The organism is Spirosoma aureum (assembly GCF_011604685.1).
GTDB classification, from domain to species: Bacteria; Bacteroidota; Bacteroidia; order Cytophagales; family Spirosomataceae; genus Spirosoma; species Spirosoma aureum.
In genome coordinates this window covers 8,194,840-8,210,285 of record NZ_CP050063.1, presented here as the reverse complement: position 1 = coordinate 8,210,285, position 15,446 = coordinate 8,194,840, and the positions used below count along the sequence as shown (strand labels likewise).

Below are 15,446 nucleotides of genomic sequence, written 5' to 3'. Positions count from 1 at the left end.
CTGTTCATGTTGGGGAAGATCACAGCTGTAATGCGCCCTGCATGCAACTAAGCATCCATAAGAAATAACAACACTTCAGGATATAGTACTACGTTAATGCTTGTTCAGGCTATCGATTGATTGGAAAAATTCGCAACACCAGTAGCCTGAATCGATCTGAAAACAGTAGTATGACTAGTCTGTAATCGCTAGTCAAATGAATGGTTCAACCAGCCCGAGCCTCCTCCAAAAGCTTAAAAACGGTCAAAACGTCTACGGAACCTGTATTACGTCGACAGCACCGATGTGGCCGAAAGCTGTCAATCAGGTCGGTCTCGACTTCGTTTTTTTAGATACCGAACACATTCCGCTGGATCGGGCAGAACTGGCCAGGCTGTGCCAGCAATTTCGGACTTACGGCATTACGCCCATTGTCAGGATACCGAGCCCCGATCCCTTTCGGGCCTGTCAGGTCATTGATGGTGGAGCGCTTGGGGTAGTGGCTCCCTATCTCGAATCCGTAGAGCAGGTACGGGAATTGGTGGGCGCTACCAAATACCGACCACTAAAAGGTGAACGATTGATGAATGTTCTAAGTGGTAAAGAAACGTTGTCGGCAGAAATGGAAGCGTACATCACGGCCTATAATGCCGATCATATCTGCATCGCCAACATCGAAAGTGTGCCTGCCCTTAATCGGCTCGATGAGCTGTTGTCGGTGCCGGGTCTCGATGCCGTGTTTATCGGGCCTCATGATTTGTCGGTAAGTCTGGGCCTGCCGGAGCAGTACGATCATCCTGATTTTGAAGCAGCCGTACGCACCATTATTCACAAAACCCGCCAAAAGGGATTGGCCATCGGCATTCATTTTTCACTGGAGCCCGAGCGGCAGATCAAGTGGATAAACGAGGGCGCCAATATCGTGGTGCATAGTTTCGACATCGCCTTGTTTAGTCAACGTCTTCGTCACGACCTGCATATTATCAAAGAAGCCGTTGGTGATGACCAGAAGCCGGAGCAGGCTACTTCACTGATTATTTAATGCAAGTCGATGGTCCTTTCTACAACTATTCAATCACCTATCCGGCGATTTAATTCGGTACTGCTGTGCGGTCTGGCCCTGTCGATCGGTTGGGGAATCCGGGGTAATTTCGGGCATGAATACGGAGCTGCTTTTGCAGGCTGTCTGGCGGCTATCGTGATTGCCTTGTTGTCTGGCCGGGCCGACTGGCGAGCCCGTGTCCTTTACTTTGCTTTTTTCGGGGCTATCGGCTGGGGCTTTGGCGGCTCTATTTCCTACATGCAGGTCATCTCCTACACCCAAAGTGGGCATGGCCTCTCGCAATGGTACGGTTATGTCGGCCTGTTTTACATCGGGTTTTTATGGGCGGCTCTTGGTGGAGCCGGAACCGCACTAGCGGCCGTGGCCGACCAGAAACGTCTGATTCAACTGTTCAAGCCGATTCTCGTTCTGTTTGGCGTTTGGTTTATTCAGGATTTGATCGAAGATCCTGTTGTCGACTGGATTCAATCGGGTATTGTTTTCGATCATACGTGGTCGCGGCACAAAAGCCCGCTCTACTGGCTCGATGCCGATTATCTGGCCGCCCTGTTCGCTTTGCTGGCAATGGCCTTGTATGACTTAGTCGATCGAAACGAAAAAAATCGGTTGTATTTACCCATTTTCGGAGCAATGGGCGCCGTATTGGGCTGGGGAATTCAGTCTCTTTTGAAGGTGTTTGGGCTGGATCAAAAACTGGCGTCGTCCCTCACGTATCCGCTGGGCGACCCGACCTACATAAATCCCGAAACGGGAACAGTGGCGTTTGATCCGCATAATTTTCTCAATAACTGGCCTCAATGGTTTGGCGATTATCCGCAGCATATCGGCTGGATTCTTGGTTTGCTGATTGGCTTGGTGGTCTATTTCAGACGTTTTGGCAAGTTTCGCGATGGGGCCTCGCTTATTGTGTACATGGCCGTTGGCTGGTTGCTCTTTTTTTTAGCCTTTCCGGTGTTGGGCAGTGTTTTTTTTGCCAACGCTGGCGGCCTCCGAATGACACCACCCCGCAGCGACGATTGGGCAGGTATTACCGGTGTTTTTATCGGGGCAGTGCTTTGGTTCCGGCAGAATAAGCTGCTCCCGGTTGCGGTGGCGTCAATACTCAGTGGCACGATTGGTGGGCTGGGCTTTTCGGGAATTCAATGGGTAAAACAACTGCTGATGATTCCTGGCAATCCACGGATTCTTAGCGGGAAAGGATTCTTGCCCGAAACCGATGAATTTAAAACCATTACCGACAATTGGGCCGACTGGCAGCACCAAAACTGGCATAGCTTTCTGGAACAGAGTTATGGATTCGTCAACGGTGTAGCTATCGTTGTGGCGCTGGGCTTTCTGGCGACCCGAATTCCGGTACATGTCGACCAGCATGAATCGGCGTCAACCGGCCGGAAATGGACACTGGGTGTCGCAACCGTTTTTGTCTGGCTGGCTATTCCGTATGTTAACCTGGTCAAGAACGTAGAGGAATGGGGAAAACAGTTGAATCCAGCCGTATGGACGCGGGTAGTTGATCATCAGGAAACATCAGCCGCTTTATGGGACGTACCTTATTTTGGCCGATTGCCGGGAATCGACTTCCTGCATATGACGCCAACAGGGTGGTTTAACGTAACCTGGCTTTTGCTGCTTCTCGTATTTATCCTGCTTATAAGGCGGCATGCCAGAGAACCACTATCCATTATTCCAATGTCCTGGCTGGGTAGAGGGCAACTGATTTTCCTGGTATTGCTCTGGCTGATGGTCGTTGGGAATTTTGAACGCGCCTTAGTCGACTGGAGCCCCCAACGTTTGTTGACAGAGTGGGTCATTACGGTCAATGCTATCCTGGCGACGCTGCTTGTATTGACGGTACCGCGCGAACGGGAAGAGTTCGCTATTCATCTGCCGGAATCTTTTGGCTTGTTTTACCGGCAAGCCTGGATGAGAGCGGCCCTGGCGGTAGCAATTTCGGGCGTATTGTTCCTCGTAACAAATCGACTGGTCTATAACTACCCGGCCAATGAAAAGCCAGGCAATGCGATTCATACGCGATTCGGTCTGGAGGCCGATTGGCGGGCAAAACCTAATTTAAAAAACGCTCTGCATAAATGAATCGAGCTTTGAAAAATCTGAGAAGTAGCTTCATAATCTGGTGCCTGATTGTTCAAAATGCAGCTTACGGACAATCGCCCGATTCAGTTGCCTATTACCGTACGGTATTGGCAGCGCAGAACAAAATAGGTATTTCGGCGCATCGAGGCTCATCGGAAATAGCGCCTGAAAATACGCTGGCTACCTTTCGGGCAGTTTTGCAAATGCAGGTCGATTATATTGAGATAGATGTTCGAACAACGAAAGACGGCCAGCTGGTCATTTTGCATGATGGTACACTGAACAGAACGACGACGGGTGCTGGCCCGGTAAAAGACCAGGCGCTGGCAGAACTGAAAAAACTATCAGCGGCTAAAGGATATGACAATCAATTTCAGAAGGAACAGATTCCAACGTTGGATGAGGTCGGAGAATTGCTTGCCGACTGGAACGCTCACCATCCGTCGAAAACAAACCTGTACGTCGATTGCAAAGACGTTGCACCGGAGCCTTTAGTAGAAATTCTGACGAAATATGGCTTGTTGAACGATGCCGTTTTTTACGGTTCTGACGAAAAATTATTGGCTTTACAAAAAGTAGCACCAACCGCGAAGCTGATGCCTGGGCTGAAAAATGCAGATGCAATGGCCGACAAAATAAGCAAACTTCATCCATATGCTTTTGATGTGAGCTGGCCTGCCCTTAGTGAATCGCTGGTGGGGCAAATCCATCATCAGAAAATTAAAGTATTTTCTGATCTATTGGATTTTTATGATTTACCCAGTCAATATGCTAAAGCGGCCCAATTCGGTATCGATGTTATTCAAACGGATCATGTGCTAAAGGTGTACCGGACGTTGGCTACCAAAATGGTGAAATAGCGTTTATTCCAGATTTTTCCTCCAAAGGCCGGGATGACAGAAATCGTTACCTAACGCGCGCCCTCTAAATAAGCTCAATAGAGCATCGTTTCATGATACGTAATTTTCTGACTTTTATCCTTGTATTGACCGTTGCTTCGTCCTGGGCACAAATTCACAAAGATTATCTGCCTACGGTCTATCCTGACCGGCTTATTCTGGGCTGGCAGGGAAATCCGGCTACGTCGCAATCGGTCAACTGGCGTACCGACTCGACCGTTAATAACGCTGTGGGGGCCATTGCTGAAGCCGACCCATCGCCCGATTTTGTCAGTAAGGCTGCCATTGTTCCGGCCATAACGGAACGGGTTGTGCTCGATGGAAAAACAGTTTTTTATCATGCGGTTCATTTTAACAATCTGAAACCAGACACTAAATACAGTTATCGCGTTGGCAATGGTACGTACTGGAGCGAGTGGTTTCAGTTTAAAACTGCGCAGGATCGGTCGGCCCCGTTTTCGTTTCTGTATTTCGGGGATGCCCAGAACGATATTCGTTCGCTTTGGTCGCGGGCCATTCGCGGAGCTTACTCAACGTTGCCAACCGTGAATCTGATGATTCATGCGGGCGATTTGATCACAACATCCAACGCCGATTGGCAATGGGCCGAGTGGTTCGAAGCGGGTGGCTGGATCAACGGGATGGTGCCAACACTGGCGACGCCGGGCAACCACGAATATTTTAAGGATGAACAGGGGAAATCACGCGTATCCAGACACTGGCGTCCCTCGTTTGTGCTGCCCGAAAATGGGCCGAAAGGATTGGAGGAAACTGCCTACTTTTTTGATTATCAGGGAACACGCTTTGTTTCGCTAAATTCACAGGCCGCGCTGCTTGACTCAATCGTACTGACTGTGCAGGCTGACTGGCTCGTGCAGGTGTTGAGCAATAACCCCAATCGCTGGACGGTAGTTGTTCACCATCACCCGATCTATTCGACAAAACAGGGTCGTGATAACGACGAATGGCGCGTGAAGATGGAGCCGATCTACAAAAAATACGGTGTCGATCTGGTGTTACAGGGGCATGATCATACCTATGGCAGAGGTTTGAACATGCCGTTGGGAAAGAGCCGCAAACATCCCGATGGACCTATTTATGTGGTATCGGTGAGTGGCCCTAAAATGTATGATATTGGTCTACAGAACTGGATGGATCGGGCGGGGTCAAACACACAACTGTATCAAACCATCTCGATTGATGGCGATAAGTTATCGTATCAATCCTATACCGTAACGGGCGAGAAATATGATTCGTTTGACTTGATAAAAAGCAATAAAGGCCATAATACACTCGTCGATCAGGCACCTGTGCTGGCTCCCGAACGACTCGAACTACCGGCAGAGTATCAGAAACGGTTCAAACCTCAGGAAATGGAGGAATATCGTAACCGTTTTCAGGAATACAAGGCCCGGAAACAGGCGAAAAAAGATTAATTTGCCAAGCTCTCCTACTTTTTTTGCCCAACTCTATGCAAACAAGTATCTCAAGTTCGCCAGAACCAGCCATTGCCCAGCCCGCGCCCGTTAAACGGCTCTTATCGCTCGATACGCTACGGGGTTTCGATATGTTCTGGATCATGGGCGGTGAAGAAGTCTTTCATGCACTGGCCAAAACCACCGGCTGGGCGTGGGCTGTTCTCCTTGCCGACCAGTTTACCCACCCCGACTGGAATGGCTTTCGGGCCTATGACCTGATTTTTCCGCTGTTTGTATTTATGGCGGGCGTTTCAACTCCTTTTTCGATAGGATCGCGGCTGGATAAGGGCGCTGATAAAGCGCAGATTGCCCGCAAGATTATCATCCGGGGGCTTATTCTGGTTGTGCTTGGTGTCATTTACAACAATGGTCTGTTTGTCAAAGCCTTTGAAGATACCCGTTTCCCGAGCGTTCTGGGGCGTATTGGCCTGGCAGGCATGTTTGCCCAATTGATTTACCTGTATACCCGACCGCGCACGCAATACATCTGGTTTGCGGGAATCCTGCTGGGTTACTGGGCTGCTATGATGCTGATACCGGTGCCGGGTTGCGGAGCGGGTGTACTAACGATGGAATGCAATCTCGCCAGTTACATCGACCGCCAGGTAGTACCCGGTCATTTGTACAAAACGATCCATGATCCGGAGGGGTTGTTTTCGACAATTCCGGCAATCGGCAATGCGCTGCTTGGCATTTTTGCCGGTACATTCCTGCGCACTCCGGGTAAAACGGGTAATCAGAAAGCAGTGCAGCTGCTTGGTGCAGGAGCGCTTTTTGTCCTGCTCGGCTGGCTATGGAATTTCAATTTCCCCATCAACAAAAACCTCTGGACCAGTTCGTTTATGCTGGTTACCGGTGGCCTGAGTCTGACGTTACTGGCTGTATTTTACTGGATTATCGACGTAAAAGACATCAAAGGGTGGACGTTTTTCTTTACCATCATCGGCATGAACTCCATCCTGATTTATCTGGCTGGCGAGTTCATTGACTTCGAATATGCCGCTCACTTTTTCTTTGGCGGATTACTCAAACTGTCTTCCTCGGAAGTTGTCCAGACCGTTGGAGGTGTTTTGGCCTTTTTAGCCGTCAAGTGGGTGTTTCTTTATTTTCTGTACAAGAAGAAGACGTTTTTGCGGGTTTGAGTCGGCCAGAAATAGGGAAGGTTTTCAGCTTTCAATTGTCTCGACGCTTCCAGTCTGGTTATGAGCCATTAAAGACTGAGTACCCTCCCTACAACAGATTTAGTCCTGACTGATCCGATTTCGGTCATCTTTGGGCTACGTGCACTCTCTTCACATGCCCTGCTTAGTACTAAAAATCAGCTTTTATTCTGGAAACAGGTAGTTTTGCAAACAATCCACTTCGAATAACATCCGCCAGGTTATGGAATCGACGCTGAAAGACTTGCGGCAGCACGCCATATCGGTATCGCTTTTCAAACCTGCTTCGCTTAGTCAGGCCGTTGAGCGACTTGGCTTTGTCCAGGCTGATCCGATCCGGTCGCCAGCGCGAGCTCAGGATCTTATCCTGCGTCACCGCGTGGAGGATTACAGAGCTGGCAATCTTGAACAGCATTATCCAGCTCTGGATTTAGAAGAGGATTTTCTCTATGCCTATGGCTTTATGCCTCAGTCGACGTGGCGACTGCTGCACCCTCGGCGCGAAAGAGAACTCAGTCTGGATGAACAACGCGTGCTGGCGATCGTCGCTAACTACAAACGGATTCATCCGCGCGAACTGGAAGCTTACCTCGGCGCAGGACGTGAGCGTAATGACTGGGGAGGCTTTTCGAAAGCGACAACCCGAACCTTGCAATCGCTGCACTATCACGGTTTCCTACGCGTAGCCGAGCGGCAGAGTGGAATTCGTTTGTATGAACTGGCCGCCCGGCAGCACGAGCCAGTAACCCCCGACGAACGCTTACGCCAGCTTGTCTTATTGATTGCATCCATTCTTGGCCCTTTGTCGGATCGCAGCCTACGCGCAGTTGTACAGCATCTAGCCCATGCCGCGCCGACGCTGGAGGGACGACGATCCATTGTTGCACAGCTTATCGAAACCAACGAGTTAGCCTATACCGTAGTCGATCATGTTCGGTATGTCTGGCCTGCTTCTGATCGGATTGATACCAGCCAAAATGAGACTGTACGCTTTCTGGCTCCTTTCGATCCGCTCGTTTGGGATCGAAAACGATTTGAGCATTTTTGGAATTGGTCTTATCGATTTGAGGCTTATACGCCAGCTGCCAAACGGCAACTGGGCTATTATGCGATGCCGATGCTTTGGCGAGACGACATAATCGGGTGGGTTACAATCTCGAATCAGAAGGGAAACCTGATCGTTGAACCCGGATTTAAAAAAGATGTATCGACCGACCTGAATTTTGACTGCGAATTCGAGGCCGAGGTGGAGCGATTTCGCCTGTTTCTTCAAAAGCAGTAGCCCACCAGGATCTCGTCAGTGGATTGACAAAGCGGCCAACTATACTAATAGCGTTATCAACACACCGCAACCTGTACGGTTACTTTACCTACTCTCATTTCACTGACTTTTCCCTGTTTATAGGGGCATACAGCTTCCGGCGTAAGCTTTTGTCCATGAGCCGCATCTGGTCTAACGAGGAAAATCTGTATAAGCAAAGTGCTAAGCGCACCGCACCCGCATCAAATTCGAGGAATCTTTGAAACTAATAAATACTGCTTTCCTCTGAACAAACTCCGGTTTCCTTGACCACGCCACCTTTGTATCATACAAAAACAAAGAAAATCATGGAAACCAAAAAAGTATGGTTCGTTACTGGAGCCTCAAAGGGACTAGGGCTAGCATTGGTTAAACGCCTTTTGAATGAAGGGTATAAAGTTGCAGCTACTTCACGAAATGCACAGACCCTACAAAACGAAGTGGGTTTCAGCAGTGAGCTTTTTCTCCCGCTTCAAGTTGATTTGAAAAACGACAGTGCGGTCGGGGCGGCTGTGGGGCAGATTGTAAGCAAATTTGGCACAATTGATGTCGTAGTAAACAATGCCGGTTATGGTCAATTGGGTACCCTCGAAGAACTAAGTGACGAAGAAGCCCACGAGAACTTTGATGTAAACCTGTTCGGAACATTGAACGTGATCCGTAATGTGATGCCGCTATTTCGTCAAAAGAATGCTGGCGCGTTTTTCAATATATCTTCCATTGCTGGCTTCATGGGCACCTTTCCGGGCTGGGGTATTTATAATGCTACCAAGTTTGCGGTTGCTGGCTTAACAGAGGCATTGTCAGCCGAAACAAACTCAATGGGGATCTCTGCGACCATTGTATACCCGGGTTATTTCAAAACAAATTTTTTGCTCAAAGGCTCAATGCGCACCGCAGCCCATCCGATTGCCGACTACAAGGAAGCGCGCGAACTTGAAAAAGTGCACAACGAGCAAATCATTGGCAACCAACCAGGAGACCCTGAAAAAGCTGCGGTTGCATTTATCCAGGTCGCCGAAATGGAAACCAAGCCATTACATCTGTTTCTGGGTTCTGATTCATTCGGCATGGCCAACAGCAAGATAGAGATGCTGCAAAATGATTTGAAAGCGTTTGAGAGCGTTAGCAAATCAACAGATTATTAAGAATGCATCGTGCTTACTAACCACCGAGGCTAAACCTGGTGGTTAGTTGAAGTAAACGATCAATGAATTATTTGTAATGCGGGCTCTACGTGGTTAAAAAAATGATCACTTATATTTACACTATATGAATAGTAGAGATGGAAAACATTGGTATACCCAGGATCGAACTCGAAAAATTCGCTGCAGAAGAGTATAAGGTCTCTTTACTTAATGTTGAGCATTACCCGGTTAGTTCAGGCCAATTTATCATTGAGAATCGAGACGACTATCCGGTTAAAGATTATATCTCACCACATCGCAGAAAATTTTACAAGATCTTCCACATGACCTCCGGTACAGGCATCCTGACCATCGGGCTTCATCGCTATGAAATGGGTCCAGATGAAATTGCCTTTGTGCATCCCGACGAGATTATGTCCTGGCAAACCACGTCTGAGGAAACCGGCGGTCATTTCTGCCTGATCCATCCTGATTATTTTGGACACGACTCCGAGCATGTATTACAGCTATTAAGACAGTATCCCTACTTTCATGCTGACAAGGCCGTTATACAGTTGCAGGATTCTCAGTCCTCGGTGATCGACGGATGTTTCGCTGCAATGTTAAAAGAAGAGCGTGGAAACGATGACGATAAAAAGCAAGCCATCCTGTTACAATTACAGCTTTTGTTACTGGAAAGTAAACGGGCAGGCAAAAACAGGATCGAAATGCCTGTGTCTGAAAGCTATGGCTACATTTACCAGTTTTTATCCCTACTCGAATCTTCGTTTCAGGTGCAACAGCGTGACAGTCTGGTAAAATTAAAAACAGCCGCCGAATTTGCCGACCAGCTTCACGTTCACCCCAACTACCTGAATGCGCTCATTAAAAATCACACCGGGAAAACGCTTAGGGAACATATACAAGACCGTCTGCTGCACGAAGCAAAATCCCTGCTAGTCCAGACAGACTGGAATATCAACGAAATAAGTGACGGACTTGGTTTTTCGGGACAGGCGGCATTCACTACGTTTTTTCGTAAAAAGGTTAATGTGTCACCATCGTTGTTTCGCAAAAACACGTCAATGTCCAATCAAGCGATTCACCAAAGTATAAACTAGGAAGGAATCGGGCGCCAACTTCAATTCTTGAAGTGATGCGGCTGCCCTGTCAATGAATGCAACGATAGCCAGACTTGTTAATTTACCCCTCTTTTTAATAGTTTACCTTCGCTCATCACCGTGTCAACATTATAAGGTGCGCAGCTGTTACGAGCTGTTATTGAGATCCAAGGTTAATTGCTTTCTTATTGATCAGTTGCTAATCCGCTTTTTTTGCCGGGAGCCAACAAACCGGTCTGAGCAGTTATTGCCATAGATTGCGCGCCTTCGTGGCTAAAATTGTCTGTTCATAGAGCGAGTCCGCATCAGAATCGACTTTTGTAACAGCCACTAACTTAATACAAAGGGAAGAATCGAAGTTTGGATCCGCTCCAAGAGCAAAACCTAATACCGCAAAGATTAATTTGATCTAACAAAATGATTGTAAGCTGATTTAGCAATATCAGCGATGATCTGCTCATTCGTTTGTATAGTTTCGGTTGAGTTCGTTACGAACACACTAATAATTAAATATTTGCCGTTTGGCAATACGATGTATCCCACGTCGTTAACGGCACCCGTTAGGCCATTTTTATTGGTTCCTGATGTTCCTGTTTTGTGGGCTACTACTGTACCTGCTGTTAGCAATTTCTTGAGTCGGTCCTGTCCCGTTGTTGTCCCAACCATAACCTTCCAAAGAAAATCGTGACTACTAGCTGAGAGAATTTTGCCCTGATAAAATAGTTTCAGCAAACGGAGCATCGCCGAAGGCGTTGTCCAATTCGTGTACTGAACGTCCCAGTTCCCATTGGCCTGCATCATTTCCTCCGTATCCCGAATGGCCACATCCCGAATACCAAGCTGATGGATGAAGGCGTCTACCTGCTTGGGTCCACCCAGTAGCCGGAAGAGGTAGTCGCAAGCGCTGCCGTCACTATCGGCGACCATATATCGGATAATATCGGACAAGGGTAAATCTACCTCGCCGTTCGGATAGACTTCTCCCATTGGACTATGCAGACCAGGAATTATATCGCTCTTTCTCACGTGCATCTTCTGGCTTAGTTTGAGTCGCCCCTTATCCACTTCGTTCAACACGGCTAAAGCAAGGTGAAACTTATATACACTCTGCATGGGCATGTGTTTATCTCCATTGATAATCAGCGTCTGTCGACTACCAGATTCGTAGATACTTACGCCCACAGTTGCTTTCTTGTTTTTAATGATTTGTTCAATGTTTGTCTGCAACTGCGCGATTTGGGCATAAACTGGTGAAACGATATTAAGTAGCCCAATAAATAGCAAACTGATTTTCACGATAGTAGCGAATGGTAAATACGTTCTAATTGCAAAGATAGAACGTATAAAAATCAACAGCGTACGTAATGATAATTAGTCGTAAACCCTGTTGTATAAGTGGCGTGCCTGTTGCAAAAGGCCAAATTGGGTCCAATGCAACTATTCAACTGAAATGAGACTCTAAGCCCGGAGAAGGTAATATCCTCATCCATGTTTTAAAGGAAGGGGAGAACCAGCCCGGTGAGCAGGCAGAAAGCCGCCAAAAGAAGTAATAGAATGCCCAAAACCAAGATATAGCCCGGCCTTCGTGCCCTAATTTCAAGAAAGTAAGGCGATTCTGTATTCAATGTGGATGCATCAATTGTTAACTCGAGTCTGTATTGCCCGGCTTTGGCCCAGAATGTAAAGAGCTGGATGCGGCCCTCCCAACCGTTGTTTATGCGCACGGTTGAAAAGGTGGGATGCACGATGAGCTTTTCGCCTGTCTGTAAATCAAAGATGGCTGGCGCCAATAGCTTCACCGGCGCTCGTTGTAGGGTTCTGCCGGATTGCCAGATCGAATAAGCACCCGCCTGGGGAAGATCAAACTGTCCGTTTTTCTGGGTCAAGGGTAGTTTGAGCAAAACAGGGCTGTCAACAGCTTTCTGGATATGTTTAACACCCTGGATGAGTAGATAAAGGCCGATGCCACTAAGGCCAATGGATAAAATCCAGCCGGGTACAATCATGGTTGTTGAGAAGTTCGGGTTTACGCTGTTTCCAAAGTTCAGGCCAAGGTCGATGCTGGTGAATCGTAAACCTGTTGCTACTCGATCAATGGCTGAAATACAGCCATTTTATTGGCTGATTTGTTGCCTTAGCTATAGGTTAACAGGCATACTGTAGAGTCTCTTCAGAGAGTTAATCAAGAATAAATCTGGAAAATAAACTGTTATATTTTCTAAACGGGCAAAAATTAGCCAATTCGTCAAACAATTCCTCCCCAGTTTAGTTTTGTAGATATATTTAGCTCAAAGTAGCCTACGCTCACTTGAAACGCGGGAGTAGTGCTGCACACAGAGCTAGTCAAAAGCCAGGTGACTTCTAAGTCGTCTGGCTTTCTTTTTTTTTCTCCTTAAATAGCTCTAATCTTCATTTTATACTATAAAAATCCTTTTTGCTCACCCTATTCCTTAGAATAGTTTAATCGTATCGATTTGCCACTTATGGCCATTTTTGATTGGTTTATCGACTGAATTCGACGCTTGACCAATTTTCAATTGTCTGCTGAGCTGACTCTTCTCATCTTTGTGCCATCATTCATAAACAACAAAGAACATGAACCGGGTCGCCGACGGACCGCCGTTGCGGAGCGAACGAATCTAATACATATTAATCGCCCCCCTCTGCCCCACATCATTAAAGTAGTTGGCTTGCGTGGTCGGACGATTTGTCGGTTCCCTCTCAAGCAGTAAGCTCTCATCGTAATTGGGAGCTTTTTTTGTGGTTGATCGATCCGTCGAGACGTTAAGAAGAGTTTGATGAAAAAAATGCATTAGAGTCCTGTTCGGCAACACTTTCTTCGCCCTTAATCAACCCATTTCTTAACCTGTTTCCTTACTTTTGAACGGCTTTCCAGCAAGATGAAATTCAAGTCCACGGCTAGTTCGGGCTCTTATTGTTTGGGCTGCCTCCAGCTCACCCAGGAAGCTTCGAAAGGCAATGCTTAATTAAGCCTCTCCTGTTTCAGGGTGCACAATAAAAGGCTTCAGGCAATGTTAAACGTTAAAAATATGATTCATTGTCAAGCGGCTATTACCGACGGAAACGGGAACCACGCTATTCAATCCATCACCATTGACGACCCTCGGGGCGACGAAGTGCTGGTTCAAATCAAAGCCGCCGGTATCTGCCATACCGACTGGGATTCTCAATCCTGGGCAAAACCCTTAGTGATGGGCCATGAAGGTGCCGGAATCGTCGTCAAAACCGGCCCTACCGTAAATGCCCTTAAGGAGGGCGATGCGGTAATGCTTAACTGGGCCATTCCTTGCTACATATGCTTCCAGTGTCAGGAAGGTAATCAGCACATCTGCGAACGAAATTCAGCCGTTACCGCCGGTAATAAAGTAAGTCAGGGACACGCCACTTTTTCGTCTACTCAGTATAACGACCAACCCATTGAACGGTCTTTTGGCCTGGGCACCATGAGCGAATACGCACTAGTAAGGGAAGCGGCCTGTGTCATCATACAAGTTGACATGCCCTTTCCTTCAGCCGCCATTGTGGGATGTGGGGTCATGACCGGTTATGGTTCTGTGGTCAATGCCGCTAAGGTCAAAGCCGGCTCGTCGGTGGTGGTATTGGGCACCGGGGGTGTGGGCCTGAACGTTATTCAGGGAGCTCGCATTGCTGGTGCCGGAAAAATTATCGCTGTCGATGTCAACCCAGACCGACTGGAGATGGCCCGTTTCTACGGAGCCACTGATACAGTGCTGGCTGACAAAGCCGACCGAAACCTTTTGGAGGCTGCCGGGCAGGTGAAAACGATGACACAGGGACGTGGAGCCGACTACGCCTTTGAGTGTACAGCCATTCCCGCCCTGGGAGCCGCTCCCCTGGCAATGGTTCGTAACGCGGGCGTGGCCGTGCAGGTCAGTGGTATCGAACAGGAAATTAGCATCGACATGAATTTGTTTGAATGGGATAAGGTCTACATTAACCCGCTTTACGGACAATGCCGTCCCCAGATCGACTTTCCGATTCTCCAGCAGCTCTACGCCAAAGGCGATTTATTACTCGACCAGATGGTTACCCGCACATATGCTCTAACTGACTTACCTCAAGCTTTTGCGGATATGCACGCGGGCCGCAACGCCAAAGGTGTTATCGTTTTCTAATCATGAGCCGTTTCTTCACTACTAAAATCGCGGCTTTTGAGGAGCTGTATTTTATCACGGTCAAAAGCAACGCCTTGCACCGACGGGCCGACCTGACCGTTTATTACCCGAATCAGGCTAAAGATATATCGGGTATTCCACTAGTCATTCTGCTACATGGGGTGTATGGCAGCCATTGGTCCTGGGTGGCGCAGGGGAACGTGCATCAAACGGCTCAAGCGCTTATCAACGCGGGGCAACTCAGGCCAATGGTGCTGGTGATGCCTTCCGATGGGCTTTTTGGGGACGGGTCAGGCTATGTTCCTCACCGAGAGGACAATTATGAAACCTGGATTGTGGAGGATGTCATCGAAGTAGTTCGGGAGCAATTTCCGGACGTTACGACGTCTTCACCTGTTTTTATTACTGGCTTATCGATGGGGGGCTTTGGCGCCTTGCGACTGGGCGCTAAATATCCACAGGTTTTCCAGGGCTTCAGTGGCTTGTCATCCATTACGCATTTTAATCAATTACGTAGTTTTGTGGCCGATTTTGCGAGTTTGCAACGTGATGCACTGGAGCAGGATAGTGTACTGGACTGGCTGCTGAAAAACAAGGCGATGCTGCCACCATTCCGCTTCGACTGTGGAAAAGATGATGCGTTGCTGGACGCCAACCGGAGTCTGCATGAATCGCTGATTGCTCACCACATTGATCACACCTACGAGGAGTTTGCCGGAGCCCATGCCTGGGACTACTGGCAAACGTACATTGAAAAGACTCTGCTCTTTTTTAATCAGTGTATCCGTTAATTCACAAAGTCGATTTTTGCAGAAAATTCACAAAAGTGGACTGTTTCGATCTTGGGTTATCTGGCCGGTGAAACGCCATGTTTTTTTTGCAAAGCCCCGAAAAATAGAACGGATCATCAATGGCAATCTATGCCACTACTTCATTGATTCGGAGAGTTTATAACTTGTGTTAGTCAATAACAATACTGGATAGGTCACCTTTTAAACAAATTACGACACTGAATTGTGATGGCTGGAAACAAAAGCAAACGCCCAGTAGTGATGCTGGGCGTTTGCT

12 protein-coding genes are annotated in these 15,446 nt (G+C 47.9%); 10 read left to right on the top strand and 2 right to left on the bottom strand.

Translation table 11 applies throughout. From position 1 onward, the window contains the following. Window positions 1-196 precede the first annotated feature (196 nt). From G8759_RS32850 to G8759_RS32815, 8 genes are all read left to right on the top strand, one after another. Complete coding sequence (locus G8759_RS32850; protein WP_167217591.1) at window positions 197-1,021, top strand: HpcH/HpaI aldolase family protein; 825 nt, start codon at window positions 197-199, stop codon at window positions 1,019-1,021. A 9-nt stretch (window positions 1,022-1,030) separates the two neighbouring features. Further along, complete coding sequence (locus G8759_RS32845) at window positions 1,031-3,136, top strand: hypothetical protein (protein ID WP_167217589.1); 2,106 nt, start codon at window positions 1,031-1,033, stop codon at window positions 3,134-3,136. Next, entirely contained in the window at window positions 3,133-3,996 is an 864-nt protein-coding gene (locus G8759_RS32840; protein WP_167217587.1) for a glycerophosphodiester phosphodiesterase family protein, read from the top strand. Before G8759_RS32845 ends, G8759_RS32840 begins: the two co-directional genes overlap by 4 nt. A gap of 92 nt (window positions 3,997-4,088) precedes the next feature. Next, entirely contained in the window at window positions 4,089-5,471 is a 1,383-nt protein-coding gene (locus G8759_RS32835) for a purple acid phosphatase family protein (RefSeq protein WP_167217585.1), read from the top strand. Window positions 5,472-5,506: 35 nt separating this feature from the next. Then, a complete protein-coding gene (locus tag G8759_RS32830) occupies window positions 5,507-6,655 on the top strand; it encodes an acyltransferase family protein (protein ID WP_167217583.1) in 1,149 nt (382 codons plus the stop codon). Window positions 6,656-6,896: 241 nt separating this feature from the next. Then, window positions 6,897-7,955 carry a DNA glycosylase AlkZ-like family protein gene (locus G8759_RS32825; protein ID WP_167217581.1) on the top strand — a complete coding sequence of 353 codons (1,059 nt, stop codon included), beginning with the start codon at window positions 6,897-6,899 and terminating at the stop codon, window positions 7,953-7,955. Window positions 7,956-8,281: 326 nt separating this feature from the next. Then, window positions 8,282-9,121, top strand: a complete 840-nt coding sequence (locus tag G8759_RS32820; RefSeq protein ID WP_167217579.1) for an SDR family NAD(P)-dependent oxidoreductase — start codon at window positions 8,282-8,284, stop codon at window positions 9,119-9,121. A gap of 323 nt (window positions 9,122-9,444) precedes the next feature. Beyond that, window positions 9,445-10,221 (top strand): helix-turn-helix domain-containing protein, encoded by a 777-nt coding sequence (locus tag G8759_RS32815; protein ID WP_232074044.1) that lies wholly within the window; start codon window positions 9,445-9,447, stop codon window positions 10,219-10,221. A gap of 399 nt (window positions 10,222-10,620) precedes the next feature. Here the strand turns inward: G8759_RS32815 and bla are convergent, their stop codons facing one another. Both bla and G8759_RS32805 read right to left on the bottom strand, forming a co-directional pair. Next, window positions 10,621-11,517: a class A beta-lactamase, subclass A2 gene (gene bla, locus G8759_RS32810; RefSeq protein ID WP_197933064.1), complete on the bottom strand. Its 897-nt coding sequence runs from the start codon at window positions 11,515-11,517 to the stop codon at window positions 10,621-10,623. A gap of 197 nt (window positions 11,518-11,714) precedes the next feature. Further along, complete coding sequence (locus G8759_RS32805) at window positions 11,715-12,227, bottom strand: hypothetical protein (RefSeq protein WP_167217575.1); 513 nt, start codon at window positions 12,225-12,227, stop codon at window positions 11,715-11,717. Between the two features lie 1,044 nt (window positions 12,228-13,271). Here G8759_RS32805 and G8759_RS32800 point away from each other — a divergent pair. Both G8759_RS32800 and G8759_RS32795 read left to right on the top strand, forming a co-directional pair. After that, window positions 13,272-14,378 carry an alcohol dehydrogenase catalytic domain-containing protein gene (locus G8759_RS32800; RefSeq protein WP_197933063.1) on the top strand — a complete coding sequence of 369 codons (1,107 nt, stop codon included), beginning with the start codon at window positions 13,272-13,274 and terminating at the stop codon, window positions 14,376-14,378. A gap of 2 nt (window positions 14,379-14,380) precedes the next feature. After that, window positions 14,381-15,169, top strand: coding sequence for an alpha/beta hydrolase (locus tag G8759_RS32795; RefSeq protein ID WP_167217573.1), 789 nt, complete (start codon window positions 14,381-14,383; stop codon window positions 15,167-15,169). The last annotated feature ends 277 nt before the right edge of the window (window positions 15,170-15,446 follow it).